The organism is Methylococcus geothermalis, assembly GCF_012769535.1.
Lineage (GTDB): Bacteria > Pseudomonadota > Gammaproteobacteria > Methylococcales > Methylococcaceae > Methylococcus > Methylococcus geothermalis.
In genome coordinates this window covers 2286276-2312962 of the sequence record NZ_CP046565.1, presented here as the reverse complement: position 1 = coordinate 2312962, position 26687 = coordinate 2286276, and the positions used below count along the sequence as shown (strand labels likewise).

At 64.1% G+C, this 26687-nt stretch carries 25 protein-coding genes; 10 read left to right on the top strand and 15 right to left on the bottom strand.

The features are described 5' to 3' along the window. Positions 1-6: 6 nt before the first annotated feature. From pqqB to GNH96_RS10775, 4 genes are all read right to left on the bottom strand, one after another. Positions 7-921, bottom strand: a complete 915-nt coding sequence (gene pqqB / locus GNH96_RS10790; RefSeq protein ID WP_169603678.1) for a pyrroloquinoline quinone biosynthesis protein PqqB — start codon at positions 919-921, stop codon at positions 7-9. 86 nt (positions 922-1007) lie between these two features. Then, positions 1008-1082: a pyrroloquinoline quinone precursor peptide PqqA gene (gene pqqA, locus GNH96_RS10785; protein ID WP_010960722.1), complete on the bottom strand. Its 75-nt coding sequence runs from the start codon at positions 1080-1082 to the stop codon at positions 1008-1010. A gap of 174 nt (positions 1083-1256) precedes the next feature. Beyond that, complete coding sequence (locus GNH96_RS10780) at positions 1257-1628, bottom strand: hypothetical protein (RefSeq protein ID WP_169603677.1); 372 nt, start codon at positions 1626-1628, stop codon at positions 1257-1259. Between the two features lie 41 nt (positions 1629-1669). Next, positions 1670-1846 carry a hypothetical protein gene (locus GNH96_RS10775; protein WP_169603676.1) on the bottom strand — a complete coding sequence of 59 codons (177 nt, stop codon included), beginning with the start codon at positions 1844-1846 and terminating at the stop codon, positions 1670-1672. A 429-nt stretch (positions 1847-2275) separates the two neighbouring features. Here GNH96_RS10775 and GNH96_RS10770 point away from each other — a divergent pair, with 429 nt between their 5' ends. From GNH96_RS10770 to GNH96_RS10760, 3 genes are read left to right on the top strand one after another with little or no spacing between them, the layout of a single operon-like run. Next, positions 2276-3883, top strand: coding sequence for a SulP family inorganic anion transporter (locus tag GNH96_RS10770; protein WP_169603675.1), 1608 nt, complete (start codon positions 2276-2278; stop codon positions 3881-3883). Between the two features lie 54 nt (positions 3884-3937). Then, positions 3938-4582 carry a carbonic anhydrase gene (locus GNH96_RS10765; RefSeq protein WP_169603674.1) on the top strand — a complete coding sequence of 215 codons (645 nt, stop codon included), beginning with the start codon at positions 3938-3940 and terminating at the stop codon, positions 4580-4582. 53 nt (positions 4583-4635) lie between these two features. Beyond that, a complete protein-coding gene (locus GNH96_RS10760; RefSeq protein ID WP_169603673.1) occupies positions 4636-5274 on the top strand; it encodes a class I SAM-dependent methyltransferase in 639 nt (212 codons plus the stop codon). Here GNH96_RS10760 and GNH96_RS10755 read toward each other — a convergent pair. From GNH96_RS10755 to GNH96_RS10710, 10 genes are read right to left on the bottom strand one after another with little or no spacing between them, the layout of a single operon-like run. Further along, positions 5271-5687, bottom strand: a complete 417-nt coding sequence (locus tag GNH96_RS10755) for an ATP-binding protein (RefSeq protein WP_169603672.1) — start codon at positions 5685-5687, stop codon at positions 5271-5273. The two genes, GNH96_RS10760 and GNH96_RS10755, sit on opposite strands and share 4 nt — an antisense overlap. After that, positions 5684-6889: a PP2C family protein-serine/threonine phosphatase gene (locus GNH96_RS10750; RefSeq protein ID WP_169603671.1), complete on the bottom strand. Its 1206-nt coding sequence runs from the start codon at positions 6887-6889 to the stop codon at positions 5684-5686. The genes GNH96_RS10755 and GNH96_RS10750 overlap by 4 nt, the downstream gene beginning before the upstream one ends. Further along, positions 6890-8353: a sugar phosphate nucleotidyltransferase gene (locus GNH96_RS10745; RefSeq protein ID WP_169603670.1), complete on the bottom strand. Its 1464-nt coding sequence runs from the start codon at positions 8351-8353 to the stop codon at positions 6890-6892. It abuts the gene before it with no gap. Positions 8354-8381: 28 nt separating this feature from the next. Beyond that, positions 8382-9596, bottom strand: coding sequence for a glycosyltransferase 87 family protein (locus GNH96_RS10740; RefSeq protein WP_169603669.1), 1215 nt, complete (start codon positions 9594-9596; stop codon positions 8382-8384). Further along, positions 9577-10893, bottom strand: coding sequence for a WecB/TagA/CpsF family glycosyltransferase (locus tag GNH96_RS10735; RefSeq protein WP_169603668.1), 1317 nt, complete (start codon positions 10891-10893; stop codon positions 9577-9579). The genes GNH96_RS10740 and GNH96_RS10735 overlap by 20 nt, the downstream gene beginning before the upstream one ends. A gap of 1 nt (position 10894) precedes the next feature. Next, positions 10895-11413, bottom strand: a complete 519-nt coding sequence (locus GNH96_RS10730) for a serine O-acetyltransferase (RefSeq protein WP_169603667.1) — start codon at positions 11411-11413, stop codon at positions 10895-10897. A 5-nt stretch (positions 11414-11418) separates the two neighbouring features. Then, entirely contained in the window at positions 11419-12393 is a 975-nt protein-coding gene (locus GNH96_RS10725; protein ID WP_169603666.1) for a glycosyltransferase family 2 protein, read from the bottom strand. Then, the gene (locus tag GNH96_RS10720) at positions 12380-13570 is read right to left on the bottom strand and encodes a glycosyltransferase family 2 protein (RefSeq protein ID WP_169603665.1); all 1191 of its coding nucleotides are present in this window, start codon (positions 13568-13570) and stop codon (positions 12380-12382) included. The genes GNH96_RS10725 and GNH96_RS10720 overlap by 14 nt, the downstream gene beginning before the upstream one ends. A gap of 18 nt (positions 13571-13588) precedes the next feature. Further along, a complete protein-coding gene (locus GNH96_RS10715; protein WP_169603664.1) occupies positions 13589-14818 on the bottom strand; it encodes a glycosyltransferase family 4 protein in 1230 nt (409 codons plus the stop codon). Next, positions 14815-16077 (bottom strand): glycosyltransferase family 4 protein, encoded by a 1263-nt coding sequence (locus GNH96_RS10710; RefSeq protein WP_169603663.1) that lies wholly within the window; start codon positions 16075-16077, stop codon positions 14815-14817. Before GNH96_RS10710 ends, GNH96_RS10715 begins: the two co-directional genes overlap by 4 nt. Positions 16078-16259: 182 nt before the next feature. Between GNH96_RS10710 and GNH96_RS10705 the strand changes: the two genes are divergently transcribed. The 7 genes from GNH96_RS10705 to GNH96_RS10675 all read left to right on the top strand — a co-directional run bounded on the left by GNH96_RS10705 (position 16260) and on the right by GNH96_RS10675 (position 23846). Then, positions 16260-16604: an STAS domain-containing protein gene (locus GNH96_RS10705; protein ID WP_169603662.1), complete on the top strand. Its 345-nt coding sequence runs from the start codon at positions 16260-16262 to the stop codon at positions 16602-16604. Between the two features lie 61 nt (positions 16605-16665). Then, entirely contained in the window at positions 16666-17661 is a 996-nt protein-coding gene (locus tag GNH96_RS10700) for a polysaccharide biosynthesis/export family protein (RefSeq protein ID WP_169603661.1), read from the top strand. An 8-nt stretch (positions 17662-17669) separates the two neighbouring features. Continuing rightward, entirely contained in the window at positions 17670-19799 is a 2130-nt protein-coding gene (locus GNH96_RS10695) for a GumC family protein (RefSeq protein WP_228719823.1), read from the top strand. Continuing rightward, a complete protein-coding gene (locus GNH96_RS10690) occupies positions 19796-20854 on the top strand; it encodes a glycosyltransferase family 4 protein (protein ID WP_169603660.1) in 1059 nt (352 codons plus the stop codon). Before GNH96_RS10695 ends, GNH96_RS10690 begins: the two co-directional genes overlap by 4 nt. Beyond that, positions 20847-21863: a glycosyltransferase gene (locus GNH96_RS10685; RefSeq protein WP_169603659.1), complete on the top strand. Its 1017-nt coding sequence runs from the start codon at positions 20847-20849 to the stop codon at positions 21861-21863. The genes GNH96_RS10690 and GNH96_RS10685 overlap by 8 nt, the downstream gene beginning before the upstream one ends. A gap of 4 nt (positions 21864-21867) precedes the next feature. Next, positions 21868-22458 (top strand): acyltransferase, encoded by a 591-nt coding sequence (locus tag GNH96_RS10680; RefSeq protein WP_169603658.1) that lies wholly within the window; start codon positions 21868-21870, stop codon positions 22456-22458. Next, on the top strand, positions 22458-23846 hold the full coding sequence (locus GNH96_RS10675) for an O-antigen ligase family protein (protein WP_169603657.1): 1389 nt from the start codon (positions 22458-22460) through the stop codon (positions 23844-23846). The genes GNH96_RS10680 and GNH96_RS10675 overlap by 1 nt, the downstream gene beginning before the upstream one ends. Here GNH96_RS10675 and GNH96_RS10670 read toward each other — a convergent pair. After that, positions 23841-26663, bottom strand: coding sequence for an MFS transporter (locus GNH96_RS10670; RefSeq protein WP_169603656.1), 2823 nt, complete (start codon positions 26661-26663; stop codon positions 23841-23843). The two genes, GNH96_RS10675 and GNH96_RS10670, sit on opposite strands and share 6 nt — an antisense overlap. Between the last annotated feature and the right edge of the window lie 24 nt (positions 26664-26687).

The window sequence follows — 26687 nt, the reverse complement described above, 5'->3', positions numbered from 1 at the left end:
GATTCCTCACAAAACGATTTCCAAACCGTCGTAGGCGACCTCGACCCCGGCTTGGGTCAGGATCTGCCGCTCCGGCGAATCTTCGTCCAGAATCGGGTTGGTGTTGTTGATGTGGATCAAGACCTTGCGGGCATCCGGCGAGGCATTCAGGATTTCCAGCATGCCGCCGGGGCCAGACTGCGGCAGGTGGCCCATCTCCCGCGCCTGTTTGTCGCAGATGCCGGCATGGTGCATCTCGTCCTCGCGCCAGAAGGTACCGTCGACCAGCAGACAATCGGCGGTTTCCATGGCTGCCTGGACGTGCGGTTCGATCTCGCCCAAGCCGGGCGCGTAGTAAAGTTTACGGCCGTTTTCCGTGTTTTCGACGATCACGCCGATGTTGTCGCCGTCGTGCGGATCGTGGCGGTGGGGCGAATAGGGCGGCGCCTTGCTTTTCAGCGAATGGGTCGAGAATTTCAAGCCGTTGATGCCGGGAATCGCGAAGCTGCCGCCGTCCAGCGGAACGGCATGGTGCTCCACCCCGCAATAATGTTCCAGCATCCGGAATACCGGGAAGCCGGTGGACAAATCCTGTTTCACCATCTCGCTGCAATAGATTTGCAGTGGGCGGGTGGATTCGCGCAGCATCAATAGGCCAGTGGTGTGGTCGATCTGGCTGTCGATCAGCACGATGGCGTGGATGCCGCTGTCGCGGACACCCTCGCGCGGATGGCTGGCAGGAAAAGCCTCGAGCTGGCTGCGGATGTCCGGCGAGGCATTGAACAGCACCCAGCGCTTGCCATCGGCGCTGATCGCGATCGAGGACTGGGTCCGGCCGCGAGCGTTCAGGCTCTTTTCGCGGAAACGCCGGCAATTGCTGCAGTTACAGTTCCATTGCGGAAACCCGCCGCCGGCGCCGGCTCCGAGCACACGAATGATCATAGGGAAGCTCTGAGGAGTTGATGCTGCCGCGCAAACGAAAACGGGGCTCGAACGATCGAACCCCGCTTTCGCACAACCGTTTGAGATTAACGGTTGTAGATGTACATGGTGACTTCGAAGCCGAAGCGCATGTCGTTGTAGCTCGGTTTTTCCCAACGCATCTTAATGTCCTCCAGATAATGTTATACGTCTGGTCTTCAAGAGAAAGAGCAGGTTACAGCTCGGCAGCCAGTATACGTACCGCCCCGTTTCGACGCAACAGAGTTTTTCCCGAAATGGCGGTCGTTGCCATCCACCGGCGGAAGCCTCCTCTCTCATGGATGGGGGAAGGAGGTTCATCCCCGGCCGGGGATCAGGCCGACGGAGCCGGGTTTGATCCGCTTGCATTGTACGACGACGTCCTCCATGTGGCAGTGGAACCGGTCCCTGTCGCCGCACTCCTCGCAGACCAGTTTGCCTGCGCTCTTGCGCTGCTCGACATGCCAGCCGTAACCTTGGGATTCGCAGAATATCCTGGCGTGTTTCTTGAGATTGTATTCGTCGGCCGCACTCGCCTCGGCTTCGGCTCTCGCCGCGCATTTCTGGGGCGGGAGCGTATTGCCGATCAGGTCGCGATAGATGTATTCCGTTGCGAAAACGCTTCCCGGCAGTGCCGAGACCCACGCAAGAAGCAGGAGAGAATAGAGTTTCAAGCTTGTATCGATCATGGGAGTGTCCTTCCGCCGAAGCGGGCGATGGGGTTCCGTATTCAGTTAAGAACGCGTATGTTCATGCGCGCGATTTCTTCGTTCTGCTGCGCGCGGATGGGATCGTATTTGTCGTTTTCACTCATCTTGGCCATGACGACGACGCCCACCAGAGCGGCCGTTGCCAGCGCAACATAAATCCAGAAGTAGTCTTTCGCGGGTTGGGTTTCTTCGTTCATCTTTTTGTTCTCCTCTCGGTCAGTCGGGTAGTGGCCTGCGCGAGCTCTGGACGGGATGCGCGTCATTCCGGGCGCGCCGAACCTTCCGTTTTCATGCAGGCCGTAATAGTTTCGTAGCGAAACTATAAGGTAGAGTAAGCGCCATAAGATTCACTGTCAATACATGATTGAGTCGATACGTCATCGTCATCGAACCGGGGTGACCGGGTCCGCAGACGTAGGAGGTTCGGGCCGAAGTGGGTGCGGTATGGTGTATTTCAACCTCTCAGTTGAAATCAACCTATCGTTCTGGTGTAATTCAGCCATGGGCGAGTGAATCGGCGAGCGTGTCGTCGTTTCATCCTCGCCAGCCTATGCATTCGGCCAGATTGGCGGCGGACCCGCCGCGTTCCACGGCCGCCTGCACCACACGAGTGGAAAGCATCGAACATGGTCAGAAAGCATCTCTCGTATTACCTTGAGCATCTCAAGCAGGACATCCCCGCCGGCATCGTGGTCTTTCTGGTCGCGCTGCCTCTCTGTTTGGGCATTGCCCTAGCGTCCGGCGCGCCGCTGCTTTCCGGTGTGGTCGCGGGCATCATCGGCGGACTGATCGTGTCCTGGGCCAGCGGCTCGCAGTTGAGCGTGTCGGGCCCCGCCGCGGGCCTCACGGTCATCGTGCTGCAGGGCATCGAAAAGCTCGGCGGCTTTGAGCACTTTCTGCTCGCCGTGATCCTGGCGGGGCTGATGCAACTCGCTCTCGGTTTCCTCAGGGCGGGAACCATCGGCGCCTATTTCCCGTCGTCCGTCATCAAGGGCATGCTGTCGGCCATCGGGCTCATCCTGATCACCAAGCAGCTCCCGCATGCCGTCGGCTACGGCCAGGACCTCATGGGAGAAGAAACCTATCTGCCTCAGGACGCCGAGGGTACGTTCTCGGAACTGCTGCACGCCATGGACGCCATTTCGCCGGGTTCGACTTTGGTGAGTGCGGTAGCGATCGCCATCATGGTGCTGTGGGAGACCCGGCTGATCCGCTTCGTGCCGCTGCTGGCGCAGATTCCCGGTCCACTGGCGGCGATACTCTGGGCGGTGGGGTTCAACGTCTCGATGGCGGGATCGTCCCTGGCGATCGCGCCGGAACACATGGTGCAGCTTCCGAACATTCAGGGCTTCGACGACTTGGCCGGGCGGCTCGTCTTCCCGGATTTCAGCCGCATCATGGACCCGGCGGTGTATACCGTTGCGTTCACCGTTGCCGTGATTGCCAGCCTCGAAACCCTGCTCAGCCTGGAGGCAGTCGACAAGCTCGATCCGCTGAAGCGGGTGGCGCCGACCAACCGGGAACTCAAGGCGCAAGGCCTGGGCAACCTGCTGGCCGGTCTCTTGGGAGGCTTGCCGATCACGGCCGTCATCGTCCGTTCCTCGGCCAATATCAATGCCGGCGGGCGGACCAAAGTGGCATGTTTCATCCACGGCGTCCTTCTGCTGCTGAGCGTCGGCTTCCTTGCCCGCTATCTCAATCACATTCCTCTGGCCGCGCTGGCATCGATTCTGCTGGTGACCGGCTACAAACTGGCCAAGCCGGCGATGGTGCTCCAGATGTACCGCAAAGGAACGACACAGTTCGTCCCGTTTGCCGTCACCGTCATCGCGATACTGGCGACGGACCTGCTCAAAGGGATTGCCATCGGCGTCGCCTGCGGTTTGTATTACGTCATCCGGGCGAATTTCCGCGCCGCCATTTCCCTGACCCGGCACCGCAACCATTATTTGCTGCGGCTTCGAAAGGATGTCTCGTTCTTGAACAAGGCCCTGCTGCGCGAGCTGTTGGATCAGGTCGAACCCGACAGCGAGCTGATCATCGACGGAACCGACGCGGCATTCGTGGACCAGGACATCCTGGAAACCATCGAGGACTTCGTCAAGGCATCGCCCGAGGACCGGATCGTGGTTCATCTGAAGAATCTCAGATCCGCGCCGAGGCCGACCGGCAGAGAACCCGAAACCCGACAAGGCGACGCCGGGGCGAGCCCTCTGTACAAAATTTCCGGCTGACGCCCGTGTCGGCCGGACCGTTCACCATCTCCTAAAGACAAAAAGTGCGAGCTGATGGAAGCTTTCGAGAGGATGCTGCTGGAAAACAAGGCCTGGGCCACGGAACAGACCTTGAAAGAACCCGATTATTTCGAGCGACTGGCGGTCGATCAGAGTCCGGCCGTGCTCTGGATCGGCTGCTCGGACAGCCGAGTGCCGGCGGAAATCATCGTCCACGCCCAGCCCGGCGAAATCTTCGTCCACCGCAACATCGCCAACCAGTTGATCACCACGGACTTCAACGGCTTGAGCGTCTTGCAGTATGCGGTCGACGTGCTCAAGGTGCGCGACGTCATCGTCTGCGGACACTACAACTGTGGCGGCATCAGGGCTGCGCTGCAAAAACAGAGCGCCAGGCTTTTGATCGTGAACAAGTGGCTGAAACACGTCAAGGATATCTATCGGCTGCATGCCGACGAGATCGAGGCGCTGGGCACCGAAGAGGAACGAATCGGCCGTCTGGTCGAGCTGAACGTGATCGAACAGGTCCATAACCTGGCCCATACCTCGATCATCCAACAGAGCTGGGCACAGGAACATGGTCCCACCCTGCACGGCTGGGTGTACGGCTTGCGAGACGGCCTCATCAAAGAGCTGATTTCCCTGCCGCCCGGCAGCGGGGTCAGCCCGATTTACCAGTACGTCGATTTTTCGGAATAGCGCGAGTATCCTGGGTCCCGGCGCGTCCAAGGCGCCGAAGCCGGGAGATGGGCATGAACGAGGTTAGCGACACGACCGACACGGTGCGCCATCGCTATGACCGCATCGCACCGTTCTTCGATCTCATCGAAGGCATCATGGAGGCCATGTGGTTTGCGCCGTGGCGCCGCCGTGTCTGGAGCTTGGTCGAAGGCGAACGCATTCTCGAAGTCGGCGTGGGAACGGGCAAGAATCTCGCGTTCCACCCGGTGGGACAAGTCGTTACGGCGGTGGATTTCAGCGAGAAGATGCTGCGCCGAGCCCGCCGCCGCGCAATCCGCCTCGGTGTCCAAACCGATCTGGAACTCATGGACGTTCAGGCCCTGAAGTTCGCCGATGGCGAGTTCGAAACCGTGGTCGGTACCTTCGTGTTCTGTTCGGTGCCCGATCCAATCCGCGGCCTGGGAGAGTTGCGCCGCGTCTTGAAACCGGGCGGCAAGCTCGTTCTGCTGGAGCATGTGCGTTCGGATTCCGAAGCGGCGGGACGGGTGATGGACCTTCTCGATCCCTGGGTGTCCCGCCTGGTCGGCGCTCACATCAATCGCCGCACGGTAGCGAACGTGGAAGCCTCCGGATTCCGCCTGGAGCGGGTCGAACGGCTGAATGCCCTCGTGCGGCTGATAGTGGCGCGCAGTCCTTCCACGGTTTCTTAAGTTCGGGGGAGGGATATGCCTTGCGCCTTGACCAGAATCAGCGTGTTCTTCGACGCTTCCACCCGGTAATCGACGCTGTCGAAACAGGCGGCAATCAACGGCCAGCCTCGGCCGGATTCCTCGAACGGCTCCGGAAATGCGTTGCGTGGCGGCCAATGGGCCAAGGGCTCGCCGCTGTCCTCGATTTCGATAGAAATGCCGCTCGGGGTGCGGTTCCATGACACGGTGATCGGTGCGCTGCTGCCGCCGTGAAGGATGATGTTGTTCAGAGCTTCGACGATGCCGAGTTCGATGCGGGCGGCATCCTCCGGCGAAATCTCGGCAGCGAAGCACAAGGCGCGGATCGTCACGCCCACCAGATTGACGTTGTTCGCTTCGCTGCCGATGACGAGCCGGATGGCTGGATACGTCACTTCCTCTCCATGACGACCAGCGAAATGTCGTCCGTATAGCCGCCTTGGCCGCGCCAGTCGGACAGCGCTCGTTCGATCCGGCCGATCGCCTCCGCCAGCGGCAGAGAGCCAGTGTCTTCCAGCAGATGCCGGAAACGCCCACCGCCGAAGGCTTCCCCCGCTGGGCTCATGCATTCGGTGATGCCGTCGGAATAGACGAAGAGCCGGTCTCCCGGGGCGAGCCGGTGCGATTCCGACGCATAGCGCCGGTCCGCGACCACGCCCAGCGGCAGTCCGCGGACCGCGCTTTCCGCGATCGTTCCCGTCTCTCGTTTCCACAGCAGCGGCGGCGGATGCCCGGCCGCACTGAGTTCGAGCCGGCCTGTCTCCCGGTCCAACACGGCGTAGATCATGGTGGCGAAATGGCTGTTGGACTCGGGCTGGACGGCGAAGAAACGGTTCAATTCTTCCAGCATGCGATTGGGCGAAGGGCTCCCGCGGCCGGATGGCGCGCAAGTCTCCGCGGTGATCTCGAGCGATCGGCTTTGCGCCAGGCATTTGCTCAAGGCGACGGAAATCAGTGCCGATGACACGCCGTGACCGGAGACGTCGAGCTGGAACAGGGCAAGATGGCGATCGTCCAGCGGGAAGTAGCCGAACATGTCTCCCGCCAGGAAATCGCTGGCGATGAACAGGGAGCGGATTTCCAGGTCGGCCAGGGTCCACGGTGCGGGCAAGAGGGATTTCTGGATCGCGGCGGCCGTGGCCAGATCGTTACGGATGGTCTGATAGGCTTGTTTGAGCTCACGGTTGACGTTCTCCAGCAGCCGGCTCCGCTCTTCGAGCTGCTGTTCCAGCCGGACGATGCGTTCTCCCGCCCTGATCCGGACCCGCAGTTCCTCGCGGTCGACCGGCTTGACCAGAAAATCGTCGGCGCCGGCTTCCATGCCCTGCAACAGCGAATCCTTGTCGTCCCGCCCGGTCAGCAGGATGAAGTAGACATAGTAAGGCAGCTTCAGCGACCTTACCCGCCGGCACAGTTCCTCCCCGTTCAGGTAAGGCATGTTCCAGTCGCTGATGACGCATTCGAAACGCTGGGATTGAAACTGCTCGATGGCTTCACGGCCGTCTCGCGCCGAATTCACCTCGTAGCCGAGTTTGCGCAGGTAGACGGCGACTGCGAGCACCGAGATGGGGTCGTCGTCGACCAGCAAGATGCGCACTCAATCCTCCGGCCGCCAGGCCCGCCGGCTGAACAGGACCCGCAAGCCGCGCAGGATGACGCGAAGCTTCTTGCCCGAGTCCGCCTGGGCGGCAAAAAAGGCATCGCTCATCAGGCGTTCCTCGGCAGGCGCGGAGGCCGGCAGATCCAGTTGGGTCGGACCGATCAAACCGGCCGGGGCCCGGTCCGCCATTCGCTCCCACTCCGCGGTCCGGCTGGCCGCCTGCTCGGGCGTGACGGGCTCCACTCCGACCAGATGAAGGTCCCCTCTGGCTACAGGCAGGAGCCAGGGCAGTTTCGCCAGCACCGGAATGCCGGTTGCCCATTCGGCAGCGGTGAAGGCCGCTCGCCTGGGCGTGCCGGCGTCCCCCCGGACCAGGCGGTTGCCGCGCAAACGTCGGAAGCGCAGCGGCCGGGTTGGATGGCGCGCCAGTGCGGCCAGCGCGGCCAGTGGCCACAGCGGTGCCGAGGCTACCAGCAACAAAACGCCTGCCAGCCGGTTCAGCAGATCGGAAAAGCCATGAGTTATCGAGACTTGATCCAGATCGGCCAGCAGGAATGCGTCGACGATCCTGAGCCGGGCGCCGGTGTCGATGCGGAGGAGATCGTTGCCCCGCACGATGCCGTTTTCAACGGTCACCAGCTCGCCCACGTAAGAATAGGGCAGCACGACAGTGTTGGACAGCCGGGCGCCCCGGTCGACGATGACGCCGTCGGAGATCACATTTTCGCCTTGAAGTTGGACGCTGGGATGGATTCGGCAATGACTGCCGATCAGGGCGGTGCCGTTCGCGAGGCTGCCGGCCGACACGGACGAATTGCGGCCCACGGTGAGTCCGGCATGGGCCTGTTGTCCGGGGAGGGCGAGCCCGCCGATGCGTCCGCCCGCTGCGTCCAGATTCGTCCGATGATAGGCAGGCAACGAATCCAACGGGTGGGCGGTGCCTCCCTCCAGCTTCAGCTTGCCCGATTCCGGTACGGCCGTGCCGGAGACGATATCCCGCCAGTCCATGCCGCAGGTGTCATCGGCATTGCCGCGCAGCAGCCATAGTCCCCCCGGGTTCCCTTCGCACCAGCCGTGGAGAACGGGGGCGTCGCGGGAACCGGCCATCTTGAGAAAGGCACCGAGGAGGGGAGAGCGCAGCATGTCGCCGCGCACCACCAGAGTCGATTTTTCCGAGCATTTGGGAAGCTGGCTCAGCAGCAATGCAACCTCCGTCTCGCCGGGCGATGGCCAGTACTCCAGCCGCAAGCCGAAATGCCGGCCTTCGCCGAGGTGCGCTCTGATCTGCTCGCCGAACGGACCGGCGACGATCAGCGCTTCCGTAAGGCCGGTCGCCGCCAACATGTCCAGGGTATAGTCGATCAGGGGTTTCGCCGCCACCGGCAAAAGAGCGACACACGTGCGGTCGGTCAGCGGCAGGAGTTCGCGGCCGATACGGTCGGCCAGGACGATCACGCGCATGAGCCTGCCCTCCGGCGGGTTGTCCCGGTCATTGTCGTTCTGCCCGCCATCCGATCCAAGCCAACAGTGACCACGACAGCAGGTTGATTCCCGAAACGGCCAGCAGGAGCGGGTCGAAACGGGGGATATACCAAGTCTCCCGCGCGCTCAGGTGCAGGACCTGCGCCATGCTGACGAACAGCATCGCGCTGAATCCGAGGAACAGCCACAACGCCCGCCGGTCGCGGCTGAGGATGTGGTAGGCGAGCAGCATGGCGAGAGCGGGAAACAGGTAGCGCTCATGCATCTTGATCGACCACAGGTAAACGGAGACCGGCAGAAAGGCCGCCAGGTAAACGCAGTCCGAAGCCGTCAATCCGCGCCAGGCCAGCCATGCCGCCCAGCCGAGGATGACGAAAAGAAAAACCGTTCCCCAGGTTTCGAAACTCAGGAACAACGCCGTCTGGGCCGCGTCGGCGCCGTTGCCGCCGACGAGGGCGAAGACGTTGGCAGCGTTCAGGCTGGCGTAGGGGTAGGAGGCCAAGGTAGACGCATATTTCTCGACGACCCAGGCGGGCCCGTTTTCCGCGGCAAACGGCAGGACCCCGAGGGCGAACACCAGGATCGCGGCCGGCATGAAAAGGCTCAGTTCGGCAGCCGTGTGCCGGCGGAACAGCTGGTTCCCCAACCACAGCAAGGGGACGGGAGCGAAAATCAACGCCTGCGGCTTCACCAGCAGAGCCGCCGCGAAAGCCGCGCCGGATGCGGCGGGGCGGCGTTCCAGCCACAGCACGCCGAGCAGGACGAACAACGTCAGCACGGAATCGACCTGCCCCCAGACCGCGGAGTCGGCGATGACGGCGGGATTGAAGGCATAAAGCGCGGCGAGAGTGAGCGCCTTGGCGCGGCCATGGCCTTGTTCGGTGGCGAGGTGGTGGATCACCCCGATCGTCGCGAGGTCCGCCGCGATCGCCGGGAACTTGAGCATCACCAGAAATTCGGGGGTATCGAAGCCCGTCTGTAGCAGCGCCCGCGATTTGCCGATCAGCCACAATACGTAGATATAGCCCGGCGGGTAGTCCGCGAAATAGCCGGGGCTGTAGAACGAGAGCAGCCCTTCCGCCGCGTGCCCTGCCCAGGCACTGAAGGTGCCGACGTCGATGGGGTGGCCTTTGAAGGAGGCCGCCAGCACGATGCGCAGCAGCAGGGCCCCTGCCAGAATCGCCGCCAGTCCGTAGTTCCTTTCAGATGACGAGTTTTCCAATTTTCTGCCGCCACACGCGATAGAGGAAAAGGGGATTGCCAATGATATAGCGCCGCCACATCCGTCCCGGCTCCTGCAGCAGCCGCCAGCTCCATTCCAGCCCAATTTCCCGCAGCCAAAGCGGAGCCCTGGGGATTCGGCCGGAGTAAAAATCGAACAGCCCCCCGACGCCCATGGCGATGCGCGGCTTGAGCCGGGAGCGGTGTTTCCAAAGCCAGAGTTCCTGTTTGGGGACGCCGAAGGCGACCAGCAGGATGTCCGCCCCGGACCGGTTGATGGTCTCGATGACCTCGGCTTCGGCGTCAGGCGCGAAATAGCCGTCGCGGGTGCCGGCGATTTTCAGGTCGGGATAGCGCTGAAGCATGTTTTCGGCTGCCTGCCGGGCCACCCCCGGCCGGGCGCCCAGCAGGAACAGCGACAGTTTTTCGTCCGCGCAGCGTTCGCATAGCCGGGGGAACATGTCGGTGCCGTTGACGTTGGCGCGCAGGCCGAAGCCCAAAATCCGGCAGCCGAAGCGGATGCCGATGCCATCCGGCAGGACGCGTTCGACTTGGTTCAGAACCTCCCGGTATTCCGGGTTGGTATAGGCGATGTTCAAGCAGTCGGGGTTGACGAAGGCGATCGTTGCCGGCCGGTCGTCGCGGATGCGGCGGACGATCCAGTCGATCGCCTCGCCCATCGTGGTGTTGGCGATGGCTATACCGAAGAAATCCAGATGGTCCGGCATCGGCCGCGCGGCGTCGCCGGCAAGCAACCCGCTGACACCGGTACGCACGACCAGACCGAGATTGCCCGCTGCCGTTTCGGTGTAATAGAACTCGCGATCCAGGTCCGCTTCGCCCTCATAGGCAATCCCGACCTTGGACCGCAACGCATAGGGCGAAAAAACGCCGGGCCGGAGGCTGAAGCGGATGCCCTGGTCCGCGGGTACCGCCGCCGCCTCCTCGAGGCTCAGGGCGCGCGGTCCGGCGAAAGCCATGTCTCCCCGGAACACGTTCAGCAGAACCGCGAGGTTGCGGCCGGGGGCGTCGTCGGCGAAGGCGAGCTGCCGGAACGGCATCTGGAAACGGCCCACCCGCTCCGTGGCGGCGAACACGCGTCCCGCGCGCAGTTTGGCGATGAGGGCGCGGAACAAAAGCAGCGGGGCGAGCAGGATCAGCAACGCCCCCGCCATGCTGAAATCGATGATTCGTGGCAACAGGCTCGCCCCCAGGGTCAGCAGCGGGAGCAGCCACGGACGCCAATACCAGCGAGGGCGTTTTCCCAGGGGGCCGGGAATCGTGGTATGACCGCCCATGTCAGCGCTCGGCGCCCGTGTCCGCCCGGGATTTGATGCGCGCGGGAACTCCGACCGCGAGGCTGTTCGGCGGCACATCGGTGATGACCACGGCATTGGCGCCGATGACGACGTCGTCGCCGATCCGGATCGGTCCCAGCACCTTGGCGCCCGCGCCGATGTCGACCCGGTTGCCGATCACGGGGGAGCCGGGTTCGTTGGTGCGTTTCAGCCCGATGGTGACGCCGTTGCGGATCGTCACGTCGTCGCCGATGACGGCATCGCCGCTGACAATCACGTCGCCGAAGTGCTCGATGGTGAAGCGCCGCCCCACCTGCGCTTCGCAGGGGAGGTCGATGCCGGTGAGTATCTGCGACAGCAGCTTCAGCACCTTGTAGAGGAACGAGAGCGGCAGCCTCAGCCAGCGCGGTCCTACCCGGTAGCGCCAGCGACCGAACCGGTAGACCAGCATGACCCACAGTCCTTGCCGGGTCAGGTCGCCTTGATAGTTTCTCCAGTCTTCTCGGATATGCTCGAACATCGATGTCACCAGGGTTGCGGCGGCGACACGGTGCCGCCTTCGGTTTCTTTCCAGGCTTGGTTCCACAGCCGGATCAGACCTTCGGATTCGCGCGCCTTGGCCGGAATCGAATTGCGGTTTCGGAAGGCTCGAAGGCCGTGCCAAGCCTGTTCGAGCACCTTGACGCTCCAGGCGCCCGCAAAGCCGTGCCATTTGCGGTAATACAACGCCTGGCTTCGCATCCGCCACAGCGTAAGCTGTGAGGCATGGGAGGAGAAATCCATGTCGCTCAAGGTTTTGGCCGATTCACCGCCGAGATGGGTGATCATCAGTTCGGGCCAGTACATGACTCTGCAACCCGCCGCCTTGATCCGCCGGCACAGGTCGACTTCTTCGTAGTAAAGGAAGAAGCGCGGATCGAACAAACCGATGCGATCGATCAGGTCGCGCCGCAGGATCGCGAAAGCTCCCGGCACCCAGTCCACTTCGGCTTCCTCGGCCGGGTCGGCCCAGGTACGGTCGAAGCGGCCGAACAGCCGGGATTTCGGGTAGCGGTGCGCCAGGCCGCTCAGGATGATGAGTTCGTTGAGCAAAGAGGGAAACATGCGGGCAGAGGGCTGCCAGCCGCCTTCCGTGCCGACCAGGCGACCGCCGGCCATGCCGACCTCGGGAGCGGCTTCCATCCGCTTCAAAGCGGCGTCGAGAACGCCGGGCGCGAGATAGGCGTCGGAATTCAGCAGAACCAGATAGCGTCCGCGGGCCTCTTCGAACGCCCGGTTGTTGGCATTGCCGAAGCCGAGATTCACGGGACTGCGGATCAGCCGGACTTCCGGAAACTCTGCGGCAACCATATCCGCCGATCCGTCCCTGGAGGCATTGTCCACCACGAGGGTCTCGATGCCGGCCTCCCCCTTCTGCTCGCGCAGGCTGGCCAGGCACTGGCGCAGGAGGTCGCGGGTGTTGAACGATACGATCAGAACCGAAATGTCAGGCGGATTCATCGGATTGGGTCCTTTCGGTGCGTACCCAGGCCGCTTCCCGGCTGGCGGACGACAGCAGACGTTTGCCCAGCGTGAGTTTCCAGAGAATATAGAACGGCGCCGTGGCCAAGGCCGCCCAATCGCGCCACCCGGCGCGTCCCACCGCCAGGGCGGCGGTCACGTGCAGTCCGACGACGGCCAGCCCGAACGCCGCCAGCATCCTGCCCGGTGCCCAGGGCCAGACCAGCAGCAGCGCCAGCAAAACCACGTGAAAGGCCAGCGGCAGCAGCAACAAGTCTAGCAAAGGCTCCAGCAGCGGCCAGCGGCCTCCGGCCACCTGCCGGATGAGGGGAGGGATCTGTTCCCGCATCATCCGGAACCGTCCTCCCTCCCAGCGGGCGCGCTGGCTCGAAGCCACCGCACCGGTGGCCGGCACCGGCGACCACACCGTCGTGCCGTCGCAGAAGCGCACGCGCTTGCCCGCTTGCACGAGGCGGATGTGATATTCCAGGTCTTCGGCGATGGAGCCGGCGTCGAAGGGGACGCTTTCCAGGGTCCTGCGGTGCAGCCCGAAGCCGCTGCCGAGAATGCCCGCGGACCAGCCCCAATAGTCCCGGCCGCGCGGACGCAGCACGTTGAACGCCAGCCAGGCCACATGCATCAGGCGGGCCCGGGTCGACTGCTCCGGGTTGGATACGCAATAGCGTGTTTGCGCCGCGTCGGCGCCGGCCTGGAATGGTGCCGCGAGTTCGGTGAGGAAGTTCGCCTCCACCCGGGTGTCGGCATCGACCACCACGAAAACATCGTGGTCCTCCCTCAGCAGGATCGAAAAGGCATGGTCCAGCGCATGGCCCTTCCCGCGCCGTCCCGGATCGTTGCGGACCAGGACCCTTGCTCCGGCGGCTTCCGCGCGGGCGGCCGTGTCGTCGCTGCAGTTGTCGGCGACGACGACGACCGTGACGGTGTGAGGGCCCGCGTCGGCTCCCCGGATGCCGCGCAGGCAGGCCTGGATGCCTTCGGCCTCGTCGTGCGCCGGGATCACGATGCAGAAGCGGATCGAAACCGTGTCGCTGCCCGCCACGGTTTTTCGGGGAGGCAATGCCCCTCCGAGCGTCAACATGGCGAGCTCGAAGGTGCCGGGCAGGACGGCGGCGCTCAACAAGGCGCCGGGTATCATGATGAGGGTGTCGGTCAGCATGCCGGAGCCTCGAAGTGGTCAGGAAGGGGAAAGCCTGTGCATGAAGACATCCGACAGCCGCGCGATGCTCCCGTTCAGGTCGTATTCGGCCAGCACCTTGCGCCGTCCGGCTTCCGTCAGCCGGCTGCGGAGCGCCGGATCGTCCATCAGCCGCTCGATGGCACCGGCCAGCCCTTCGGTGTCGGACGGCGCGACCAGCAAGCCTTCGATGCCGTCCCTGATCAATTCCGGCACGCCGGTGATGTGGGTGGTGATGCAGGGAACGCCGAGCGCCATGGCCTCCATCAACACCACCGGCAGCCCCTCCGCGAAGCTGGGCAGCACGAAGGCGTCGGCGGCAGCGTAGTAGCCGAACACCTCGTCCTGGTTGACGGCCCCGGCGAAGTCGACGGCGCTTGCCAGCCCCAACCGGTCGGCCTGGGCCTCCAGCGAGGAGCGGTCCGGTCCCTGGCCGACCAAGGTGAGGCGGACCCGGCGGCCGCGGGCGAGCAGCAAGGCCAAGGCATCGAGCAGAATGTGCTGCCCCTTGGCGGGCACCAGGCGGCCCACGCAAAGCAGATCGAACACGGCGCCGGCGGATTTGCTCTCACGCAGGGCGAAACGGGCGGGATCGACGCCGAGCCGGCAGACCTCTAGCTTGTGCCAGTGCGCCACCGGCGAGAGCTTCATCAACTGGCTGCGGGCATAGTAGCTGATGCAGACGACAAAGTCGGCGCCCGCGATCTTCTCCGTCAGGCGGTAGCCGGGGGCGTCATAGAACTCGTCGGGACCGTGTACGGTGAAGGAAAAGCCGATGGGAAAAACTTTGCTGACGATCAGGCCGACCATCGAGGCGGGCGTCGCGAAATGGACGTGCAGATGGCAAAGCCCTTCCCGCCGCATCCAGTCACCCAGCATGACGGCTTCCACCCAATAGGCGAATTGGTAGCCCAGTTTTTTGACGTCCGTGCCGCCAAGCCGTAGCGCGAACCACAAGCCTCCGGCGAGGGCCAACGGGCGGCGCAGGGCGGTCAGGCACAAGGCCTTCAGTGCGCCCATCGCGCCCTGGGGCTTGAGATACCAGGAGGCGTCCGCCTCCCGCCGCTCATCCGCCGTCAGCTTTTCGAGCGGCCGATCCGGCGGATTCACCGAGGCGACGCGGATCGCGAAACCCCGCGCTCTGAGGCCGAGCACTTCCCGCAGGATGAAGGTATGGGAAATGGCCGGGTATTGGCTGACCAGATAAGCCAGTTTCAGTGGGCCACTCATCGGCTCTCCAGGCATTCGCGGTAGAGGGACAACGCCGCGTCGATCTTCGCGGGCCAGGAATACCGCTGTTCGATCCGACGGCGACCGGCCTGGCCGCGGCGGCGCCAGCCTTCCGGATCACGGAGGATTTCTTCGAAGATGCCGGCAAGCCCTTCCACGACGGGCTTCCAGCCGGTGGCGGGCACCAGGGCGCCGACCTCGCCGTCGACGATTTCCGAAGGCCCGCCGTAATCCAGCGCGACAACCGGCCTTGCGGCGGCCATCGCCTCCAGCAACACCGCTCCGCCCGATTCACGGATGGAAGGCAGGCAGAACACATGGCATTCGGCCAACCGGCGGGCCACTTCGGCGTGGGGCAGGGGGCCCAGAAACTCCACCTGACCGGCGATCCCGAGTTCGTCAGCTTTCTGCCGCAGCGCGTTTTCTTCCGGGCCGGCGCCTGCGACGGCAAGATGGACGGGCGAGCCGGCGCAGACCCTCGCCACCGCTTCGAGCAGCATGGCCACGCCCTTGAAGGGGAGCAGACGGCCGACGAAAAGGATGCGCAAAGGCTGCCCCTCACCGGGAGGTTCGGGCCAGGGCGCGGCGCGAAAAACCTCCAGATCGACGCCGTTCTCGATCATGTTGCGGCACTTCACCCGGTAGCGTTGCGGGATGTCGGCGCGGGTGGCGGCGGTGGCGGTCAAAAGCAGGCGCGCATTGCGGCTGGAACCGAGCAGCCAGTCCGCCAGCCGGCCCAGCCGCCGCACCGGATAAAGCCAACCGGATTCGGCGGCCATGATTTCGGGAAAAGTGTCCGGCGACTTCAAGCCACCGTTCCATGGACCCAGGATCAAAGGCAACCGCAGCCGGTGCAACGTGGTCGCCGCCAAGGGAGACACCGGCGTCGGCTGATGGATCAGGTCCCAGCTTTTTCCTTGCCTGCGGAGCTTCCTCAACATGCGCAGCGCCAGCCGGTCGTAAACGAAAAAGTCCAGCGAGGAGATCAGGAATACCGGATGTTCGCTGCGGGGAAACAGACGGGAAGCCAGGCGATAGAGGGGGCCGGCGAACCATTCGGTATCGACGTAAAGGATTTCGGTACCGGGCAGAGGGGCACCGGCCTTTTCCAGCGCCTTCTGGTTGCGGATATGAGTCACCAGGGTGAGTGGGAGGCGCCCGGCCAGCCGCGAATACCATTCCCAGCCGATCTGGGAGACGGACCCCATGCCCGGCGCGCATTGGTAGGCCGAAAGAAGCAATCTGCCGATGTTTTCCATGCTGTCCCCAGTCGATAACGGTCGAGCCGATGCCTGTTGCCCCCACGAGCGGGCAGAATTGTAGCACTCGCTTCGCCATGGTCGGATAGCGCGCCGCAACGATTTCATCGACTTTGTGAAACTGTTCTAACTACAATAATTGAGCATAGCCACTTTTATCGATGACTGCCGGGAGTAGGGGGATGCTTCTCAAGCACAGGACGCAGGGCAACGTGGACATCGCCGAACTCAGCGGACGCCTGGTGATGGCCGATGCCGCCAAGGCCAGGGCGGAGCTTCTGGCCATCGTGGAGAAAGGGACCGGTCGCCTGGTGGTGGATTTCCGAGACGTGAGCTTCATCGATTCCAGCGGCCTGTCGGTGCTCATCGCCGCTTTCAAGGGCATCGAAGCCCGCGCCGGAAAGATGGTCCTGGCGGGGCTGTCCCCGGAAATACAGGCCTTGATGGAACTTACTCGGCTCAACGAGATTTTCCTGGTTTTCGCCGACCCCGAAGGTGCGGCCCGCTATCTCGCATCGACCGAATGATTTCCGGCCGAAGGGATTCGACGCGGTCATCGACAGCCATCACCGACCGGAAAGGTGGACGGTGAAGCCATTCCGCCGGGCAGGGCATGTCGCGAGTCTGGTCCTGGGATTGGCTGGCTGCGGCTCCTGGGAGTCGGTGCCGGATGCCACGCCCGATGCCCGAGAGGCGTTCAGCGCGCCGCACAAAGCCGAGACGATGTCGCCGGCGGACGTCCTCAGGGCTTTCCAGGAAGATACCGTCACTGACTACCGGATCGGCGACGGCGATCAGGTCAACATCGACGTGGTCGGCCGGGCCGAGCTTTCCGGACCCCAGGTGGTCGGACCGGATGGCAACGTCACTTTGCCGGTCGTGGGTAACATTTCCGTCCGCAATCTTACCCGCGAACAGGCGGCCAGCGCCATCAGCAAGGCTTTGGGAAAATACTACCGGGATCCCTTCACGACCGTTCGCGTCCTGCAATACGCTTCCAATCGCGTCACCGTACTGGGCCGTGTCGAGCATCCGGGCCCCGTGCCGTTCGATACACCTCCGACGCTGCTGGAAATCCTCTCCAAAGCCGGCGTGTTTCCTCTGATCCGGCCGGAGCAGGTGCTCACGAGCTGCGCGGTGATCCGGCGCGACCGGATTCTCTGGGTGGACATCGGAAGGCTGCTGGGGGGCGATTTGCAGCTCAACGTGCAGTTGCACCGAAACGACGTCGTGTATATCCCCGATGCTTCGGACCGCCAGGTTTTCGTGCTCGGCGCGGTCAACAAGCCGGGCGCCTACCGGCTCACTTCGCGGATGTCCTTCGTGGACGCTCTGGGCCAGGCCGGCGGCGCCACGCCGGAGGCGCACAAGAACGAGATCCATCTGATCCGTCCCGAAAAAGGCGTCAACCTGCAAGTCAGCTTCGACGAAGTCATGAAGCCCGACCCGAATCTCTCCCTGGCCCTGGAGCATGGCGACATCATCTACGTGCCCATGAACACCGCGGCGCGGATCGGCTACGTCCTGCAGAAGGTCAATCCCTTCATGCAGGCCTGGATGATCAGGCAGATGGGCACCATGTAGGGGCGATCATGAACGCCGCCGGTTCCGAGATCGCGCAGAATCCGCCGCCGCCCGGCGGGACGTTCATGCCGCTGGTCAGCCTCCGCAGGCATCGCCGCATCGCTCTCATCGTCATGGCCGTGGTCGTCGTCCTGGGAGCGGGATTCGCCTGGGTCAAGGGCAAGGCGGTTTATTCGGCCACCGCCGTGCTGTACGTGGCCCCGCATTTCGTGAACATCCTCAAGGAATCCAAGGAGCTGGACATCCTCGCCTATGATCAGTTCGTCGAACACCAGGCGCTGACCGTTCCGCGCTACGACATCCTGCTGGAGTCGCTGGCCAAGCTCGGCGACAAGCGTTACGTCTGGCAAAGGAAGAACGAGTCGGATCGGCGGGCGGCGGAAAGGCTGCAGGCCGCGCTCGAAGTCAAACCGGTCAAGGATAGCTACCTCATCACCGTGACGCTGGAATCGACCACGCCGGATCACCTCGACGAATTGGTCAACACCATCGTCGACACCTATCTCGAAAAAACCCGGGAATCGGATTCCTTTTTCGCCCGCAATGTGCGTCTGGCCAGCCTGCAGGAGCGGCGCGGGCAGATCCAGGATGAAATCGACGCGAAGCTGGCACGCCGGACGGAGATCGCGCAGGAGCTGAGCGTGACGACGTTCAGCGAACAGATTGCAAGCCCGTACGACAGGCTGCTGGTCGAAAGCCAGAATGCCCTCGCCATGGCGCAGCGTACCCGCGTGGCCAGTGAGGCGGCGTTGGCGTTGTTCGAGGACCGGACCAGCAAGCAGGGGCAGGACGCCATTGCGGCGGCGGCGTTCGATACCATTCAGAAAGACCCCGGCCTGATCAGCTTGAAAGCCAGCCTGTACAAACGCCGCAGCGATCTCTTGCAGCAGGCCAGCGGGCTCGATCCCAGACATCCGCTGAAAATCCAGATCGACCGTGAACTGAAGGAAATCGACGAGGAACTCAATCGCACCGTCGACAAGCTCACCGAGCAGGTGGCGAAAAGCCTCATCGACCAACGCAGGTCCGATGTGAAGCGCGACCGCCAGATCGAACAGGAACTGAATCAACAGCTCGAATCGTTCCGCAACAAGGCGTCCTGGTTCGCGGCTCTGTACAACGAAGCCCTGAGCCTCAACCACGAGATCGAGCGCAGCCGAAAACAGCTTGATGTCATCGACGGACGCATCGAATTCTTCGAGCTGGAGTCGCGTGCGCCCGGTTTCGTTCGCGTCGAAACCTATGCCCGTCCGCCGGAGCTTCCGGTCAAAGGCGGCCGCAAGAAGCTTTTCGCCGTGGTGATGGTACTGGCGATGATCCTGGGTGTCGCCACGCCGGTGGGGCTCGACATGTTGGATCAGCGCATCCGCACCACCGGCCAGGTCGCCAAGATCATCGGCCACCGCCCCGTCGCCTGGTTCGTCGACCACGCCGGTGATCCCGGTCTGAAACGGATGACGGCAGACCAACGGCGCCGGCTGGCCATCGCAGTGAACCGGGAACGGGAGTCGCATGGCAACCGTCTGGCGCTGCTGACCTCGGTCAAATCGGAGGCGGGTGTGACCGGCCTGGCCCTGGATCTGGCCCGCGAATTGGCGGTGCTGGGTGTGAGCACCGTGGTGGTCGAGGCCAATCCGCTCAGGCCGGATGACCGTTACCGGGCCGATCCGGCAAAGCCGGGTTTGGCGAATCTGCTGGCCGGCTCCGGCGACACGGTCGCAGCCGTCCTGCCTGCCAGCGATGGATTGCCGGATCGGCTGGGGCTCGGAGTCGCGCCGGGTCCGCAGTTGTTCGCCTATCCCGTGCTGCGCCGTCGTCTCGACGAATTGAAGGCGGCGTACGACATGGTGCTGATCGATGCGCCGCCCCTCCTCCTGTCCGCCGATACCGAATACCTGATCGAGGTCGCGGACGTGACGCTGCTGCTGGTCGGGGCCGGCCAGGTCAAGCCGGGCGAACTGCGGAGGGCGGCGGGCATCGTGCAGAAGATCGACCCGCCGGCGGTGGGTTTCGTGATGACCCGCCTCGAGGTCTATCAGGGGGGAGGCTATTACGCCAAACTGGCCGAAGAACTCGCCGGCGCGAAAGTCTCGCGCGAGAATGGGCACGAACACACATCGAGGAGGCTGGAGGGATGAAAGCGGTATTTCTTTACGTGCTGCACAGTGGCAACCTCTACGGCACCGAACGCATGGCGCTGGCGACGCTGGACGGTCTGCGCGACCGGCTGACCCCCGTCCTGTTCGCACCGGTCGGTCCCGCCCTCGGCGAGGCTGGGCGGATGGACATCCAGGCCATCGAATTCCGTGGCGCGCGCGATCTGGCGCGCAAGCTGCGGCCCTGGATCGCTGGCCATGAGCGGGTCGCCTTTGCCGCCACTGGGGTCAGCCATTCTTTGATATTCCTGGCCTGGAACCTGCTGTACCGGCGCCGCAACGTGCATGTCCACCTCGTGCACGGCGGCGCGGACGAACGCGAGAGCTACGGGCGCAAGCGGATGTTGAACGGTAAGGGGGTGCGCTTCGTGGCGGTGTCGGAATTCGTCCGCGACCGCCTCATCGCTCATGGCGTCGCCGAAGCCGATATCGAAGTCTGCGAAAACTTCCTGCCGGACCGGCAGATAGCCGAGGCCCCTCGGCGGGCTGCCTTCGGCGACGCCATCCGCAATGTCATCGTCGTGTCCCGCGTCGACCCGGTCAAACGGATCGACTTGCTGCTCGACTGTCTGGATCAGCATCCGGCGGTGAAGGGTCTGAATTTCCGCATCTACGGCACCGGCTGGGACCTGGATGCGCTGCGCGCACGGGCGCAGAAAGATCATCCGAACGTGGTGTTCGAAGGCTTCAGCGACAGGATTCCGCAAGCCCTGGCGAGGAGCGACCTGTTGCTGCACCTTTGCCCCTGTGAACCGTTCGGCCTCGCCATCCTGGAGGCGATGGCCGCCGGAATTCCCGTGCTGGTGCCGGACTCCGGCGGCGCGGCGTCATTGATCGAGCCGGGCATTTCGGGATTCCAGTTCCGCGCCGGCGACGCCGGCGATCTGGGGACGGTCCTGGAAGAAGTGGCCGGTCTGCCACCGGCGAGTCTCAACCGGATCGTCGCGGCGGCCGATGCGAGGCTGCGCGAACGCTATTCCAGCAAGGCCGGTCTGGCGCGCTATGCCAACCTGTTCAGGGAGCTTGCCGATGACTGAGCCGACGTCTCCCCCATCGCCTCTGCTCTCCGTCATCGTCATTGGGCGCAACGAGGGCGAGCGCCTGAGCCGTTGTCTCGCGTCCGTGCGCGGCATGCGCGACCCCGGCGGTCCGGTCGAGATCATCTATGTCGATTCGGCCTCGCGGGACGACAGCGTGGCGCGCGCACGCGCGTTCGGCGCGAAAGTCGTCGAGGTGAATCCCGAACGGCCTTCCGCCGCCCTCGGCCGCAACGCCGGATGGCGGGAGGCCCAAGCGCCGTACCTGCTCTTCCTCGACGGTGACACCGTGCTGCACCCGGATTTCGTGGCCGACTCGCTGCGCGAATTCGACGATCCCAAGGTCGCCGTGGTGTGGGGGCACCGGCGTGAGCTGCACCCCGAGCATTCGCTGTTCAACCGGGTGCTGGATCTCGACTGGATCTATCCGCCGGGTCCGTCCGAATTCTGCGGGGGCGATGCGCTGATGCGCGCCGATGTCGTCCGCTCCGTCGGCGGCTTCGATGCCAGCCTGATCGCCGGGGAAGAGCCGGAAATGTGCCAGCGCATCCGGGCACGGGGGTTTTCCATTCTGCACGTCGACCGCCCCATGACCGGACACGATCTGGCGATGAAAACCTGGGCCAGCTACTGGAAGCGGGCTTTCCGGGCGGGCTACGCCTATTCGGAAGTATCCGAGCGGCTCAGGGGCACCGAATTCCCGCTGTGGGTGGAGGACGCGCGGCGAAACCTGTTGCGCGGCGGTTTCCTGAGCCTGCTGTTCACCGTCGGCGCATCGGCCTCGGCGGTCGCCAAGAGCATGCTGCATCTGGGGCTGGTGATGGCGATCTTCCTGGCGCTGGCTCTGCGTTCGGCCTGGAAGGCCCGCTGGAAAGGGGGAGGGACCTGGACGCTTCTGCTCTATGGCATCCACTCGCATCTCCAGCAGATTCCCATTCTGGCCGGCCAGATTTCCTGCCGGCTCGACCGCTGGCGCAAACGCAGCCGGTTTCTCATCGAGTACAAGTGATGTCATGTCCCGAACAATCAAACGTCTCCTGCTGGGCTTGTTGAAACCCGCCGCGGCGATCGCAAACCGCCTCGAATCCTGGGACCGCCTGTGGGCCCACGCGCGGCTCAAGGCGGCCCTCGATTCGGCCCTGGACTCCTCGGTGGTGGTGCTGGGGACGCCCGAACTGCACGGCAGCAGGAATATCCATCTGGGGCGGGATCTGTTCCTGTATCCCGGCCTGTACCTGGAAACCCAGGAACGAGGCCGCATCGAGATCGGCGACGGCGTCGTGCTCTCGCGTGGCGTGCACATCGTGTCCTATGCATCGGTCGTCCTCGAAGACGGCGTGATGGTGGGCGAGTACACCAGCATCCGGGACGCCAATCACCGCATCGCCGAAGGCCACTCCGTGCGGGACACCGGCCATGACGCCAAGGCGATCCGGATCGGGCGCAACGTCTGGATCGGACGGGGCGCGGTCATCCTGCGGGGCGTGACGATCGGGGAGTCGGCGGTGATCGGCGCCAACGCGGTCGTGACGCGCGACGTGCCCGCCCATGCCGTCGTGGGCGGGGTTCCGGCCCGCCCCATCGAGCGCGCACGCGGCGGCTGATGCTGTCCTACATTGCGCTGCTACCGGGCATCGCGGCCTTCCTGATCGCCACGCGGCACGATACCCAATACGCCTTTCTCCGCGTCTATCTGCCGGTACTTTTGCTCCTGCCGGACTATTACCGCTGCATCTTTCCGGGCCTGCCGGACCCGACCTTCAACCAGGCGGCCTGCGTCGCGGTGGCGGCCAGTTTCGCCATGGCCGGCTTTCCCGGCTATCGCTTCAGCCTCACCGATCTGTGGGTGTTCGGCTACGCATTGTGCGTGTCCATTTCCGAATACCGCGCTTCCGGCTATTCCGACGCCCAGAACCTGATGTTCGCGATGCTGTTCAGCGGCGTCGTCCCTTACGTGCTGGCGAAGAGCCTGATCGAGCCTTTCGGCAACCGCTTCCTGTTCGCCAAGATCTGCGTGTTGTCGATGGCCGCCGTTTCGATCCTGAACCTGATCGAGCTTCGCTTGGGGATGAACCCCTGGCGTTTCGTGTTCGACCGCTTCTTTCCGGGGCAGGGGCTGGAGTGGCTCACGACTTTCCGCTTCGGTCTGGCGCGGGCCGCGGGTCCCTATGCCCATGCCCTGCTGGCGGGGATCATGATGATCGTCGCGTTTCGGTTGCAGCGCTGGCTGCAATGGTCTGGGGCTTGGCCGGCCAAGCTCCGGTGGCTGCCCTGGCTGCCTTACTCACCGGCACTGTGGCTGAGCCTGATCACGGCCGGCGGTCTGTTCATCACCCTGGCGAAAGGTTCCTGGCTCGCCGCCTTCATCGGCGCGGGGCTGGTTGCCGTGGGTCGGAGCAAATACCGGCGGGCGGCGATGGCCGCAATCCTCGGCGGGATGGTCGTGGTAGGCATTCCCGCGATGATCGCTTTTCTCGACTACGCTTCGGTCGGGCGAGAGAACGCCAAGGATGATAACCAGGAAACCGCTGCCTACCGCTACGAACTGGTCGAGCACTATCTGGACATCGCCAACCAGGAGCCGCTATGGGGCTGGGGCCTGACCAAATGGCCGAAGGTGCCGGGGGCGGAGTCCATCGACAACCATTTTCTGCTGTTGCTGTTGATGCATGGCTATCTGGCCTCGGTGTTCTTTCTGCTGTTGCTGCTCGGCACCATGACTCGGCTCCTGCTCTACGGGCTGCGCCAACCGCCCACCGGACCGCCGGGCAGCGCGCTGTCCTTTACGCTTGCCGGCATCTATCTCGCCTATTTCGTCGCCATAGCCACGGTGTTCATGGGCCAGCAGACGATGCCCATGTTCTTCATGCTCACCGGCTGGGCCGAGAGTTACATGCAGCGGCGAAGCCGGGAATGGGCCGGGGCCGGGGCCGGCGAGGCGGCGCGGCGGTTCGAGGCACCGGCGCCGTTCCGGTTCAGGCGGGTCTTATGACGCGTCGGCTCCTTCGGCCTGGCTGACCAGCAGATTGCAGAGAAAGCCGATCAGCAGCAGGCCCGATGCCATCCATAACATGGCGAACCGGGCATGAGTCTCGGCGAGGCCGATGCCGGTCAGCCAGGTTTCCAGCCGGGAAACCAGCGGCGGAATGGCCGCCGCCGCGACCGCCCAGGCCGTTAGCAGGCTGCCGTAGATCTGCCCGATCCGACGGGTTCCGAATAAATCCGCCGCATAAGCGGGCAAGGCCGCGAGCCCGCCACCGAAAAGGCTCGCCGCGGCAGCGCAGCAAACCACGAAAACCGGAACGTTGCCGGCCAGACCGGCGAAAGGAAGAGCCATGCAGAGCGCCGCTCCTCCCAGGAAGACGAGCACATAGGCGGATTTGCGGCCGAGGTGGTCGGCCGCCCAGCCCCAGGCCAGGCGGCCTCCGAGGTCGGCCAGCGCCAGGAGACCGGCGAATGCCGCCGCCGTCCCGGCCGCGTCGGGCATGCCCCGCAGCGTCGGCACGGCCAGGCTCGAAAGGCCGATGCCGGCGGCGGCGCTGAGGCAGAGCATCAGCCAAAGCAGGTAAAACCGCGGCGATCGCCACTCCCGTCCCGTGGCGGGTTTGCCATCCGATGACGGTACGCGGATGGCAAAACATCCGGCCAGCAGCAATGCCAAGCCCAGTAATCCAAGGGCAAACACGGTTTCCGCCGTTCCCAAGGGTTCGGGATTTCCGATGACCCTCGGCATGGCGTCCATCAGCGGTCCGGTCGACAGTACGCCACCGCCGAAGCCTGCGAGAGCCAGTCCGGCCATCAATCCGCGGCGGGCGGGAAGGACACGCATCAGCGGGGGCATCGCGGCCGAATACCCCAGCCCCAAGCCGAGGCCGCCAGCAACGCCATAGCCCAGGAGAATCAGGACGGCGGATTGGCGATGGGCGCCAAGCAGAACCGAGAGGAGGCCAGCCAAGATGAAAAGGGAGGCGGCCAGAAGCGGTGGGCGGGGTCCGGCCCGGTCGGCCCAGCAGCCACCGAAGCCCGCCGACAGTCCCATGAGCAGCACCGCGATGCCGAACACCCCGTCCAGTGCCGGCGCATCGGCAGCCTGGAGAAGGCCGGTGAGCGGCCCGCCTGCCATACCGAGTGCATGGATCAAGCCGCCTCCGAAATACACGCACAAAGCAGGGGGGATCAGCCAGCGGCTGAAGCCGCCGGCGGATGTGGCCGCCTGCGCGGAAAAAAAGCTGGGCCGGCATTCGCCGCTCCGCTTCCATCCCAGGCGGGCCAGCGCATCGAAAACCATCCGGCGCTCGTCGGGCTGGGACAGAAAGGCGAAGACGAGACCGAGGGTGACGGCGGAATAGGCCACGCCGAACAACGCCAATACGCCGAGGGCCTCCCAGCGTGTGAGTTCGGCAAGTCCGGCCCAGCCGGAGACGGCTTGGTATGCCACATAGCCGACCAGATAGGGCAGGGCGCCGATGGGGGCGACCTCCCTGAAAAACCGGAACTGGCCGATACCCAATTGGGCATTGGCGTAAACGATGACGCCCAGGCTGGCGCCGATCCGGGTCAGCATGATCATCCCGGCCAGAGAGAGCAGGCCGGTTTCACCCCGCCACAGCATCCAGGCCAGCCCCATCGCCAGCAGGACGATCTGCGGCACGATGAAGGCCCAGAAGGTGCGGGCGGGCGAATTGACCGCCTGGAAATAGCTGGTGACCGGAGCCGTCAGCGCGTGGACATGGAAACCGATCGCGGCATAGAGCAGCAAGGTGCCGGCCTCGGCGACCGGGACGCTCTGCCCCATCCAGGCCGTGATCAGAACCGCCGAGAAAGGTGCCATGAACCCCAGCGCCAGCCCATTGAGCGCATTCAGGTAGCGCGAGGAGCGCAGATACAGCCGCACCAACTCGTCCTCCTGTCCGAGCGCGTGCAAGTGCGTGATCGCCGACAGCAGGCTGTTGGTCGCCGAATTGAAGAGCTGGGTCGCCATCATCGGGAATTTCTGGCTGATGTCCAGCAGGCCGACGGCGCCCGGATTGTGGGTGACGTAACCGGCCAGTGCCCGCTCGCTGGTATTGAGGAATACGCTGAGCAGCCCGTTCACCTGCATGATGCCGCCGTATTCCAGGAACGGCCGCCACTGGGCCTTCCCCAGCCCCCAAAGATGGATGCGGAATCCCGGCAGCAGCCGGTGAAACCAGGTCAGGGTGAACGTCAGCGCGAACACCGCGCGCAGCACATAGGCCGCCATCATCCCGACCAGGCCCCAGCCCTGAAGGAGGAAGACGACGATCAGCACGGCCTCCAGGGTCGAGCAGATCAGCGAGATCACCGCGTTTTCCGCATTGCGGTGAATGCCTCCCATGACGTAACCGTAAGGAATCAGCAGTTCCAGCAGCATCGCCCCCACCACGCCCAGCACCAGGAGGCGCATCGTGTCCTGCATTCCCGGCTCGATGTGGAACCAGGCATAGAGCCAGGGCATGGATACCCACAACACTCCCAGGATGAGACTGCCGAGCGCCAGCGTCAGCCAGATGCCCGCGCCCATCATGCGGCCTATCTCATCGAGCCGGCCGTGGGCGTAGTATTCGGCGGAATAGCGTATGTACACCCCGGCGATGCCGAAGGTGCTCATGCCGATGTAGCCCAGCACCAGGAAGCAGGTGGCCCAGATGCTGTAGTCCTGCAGCGAAACGTGCAGGAGGATGAACGGGGGCAGGCCGACGCGGGTGACGAGGTAGATCATCTGCCCCACGACGCTGGCGATGGCATTCCTGGACAGGCGGGTATGGGCGTTGCGGTGGTCGTCGGCCATGGACTGCTGTTCCTGTGAATCGAA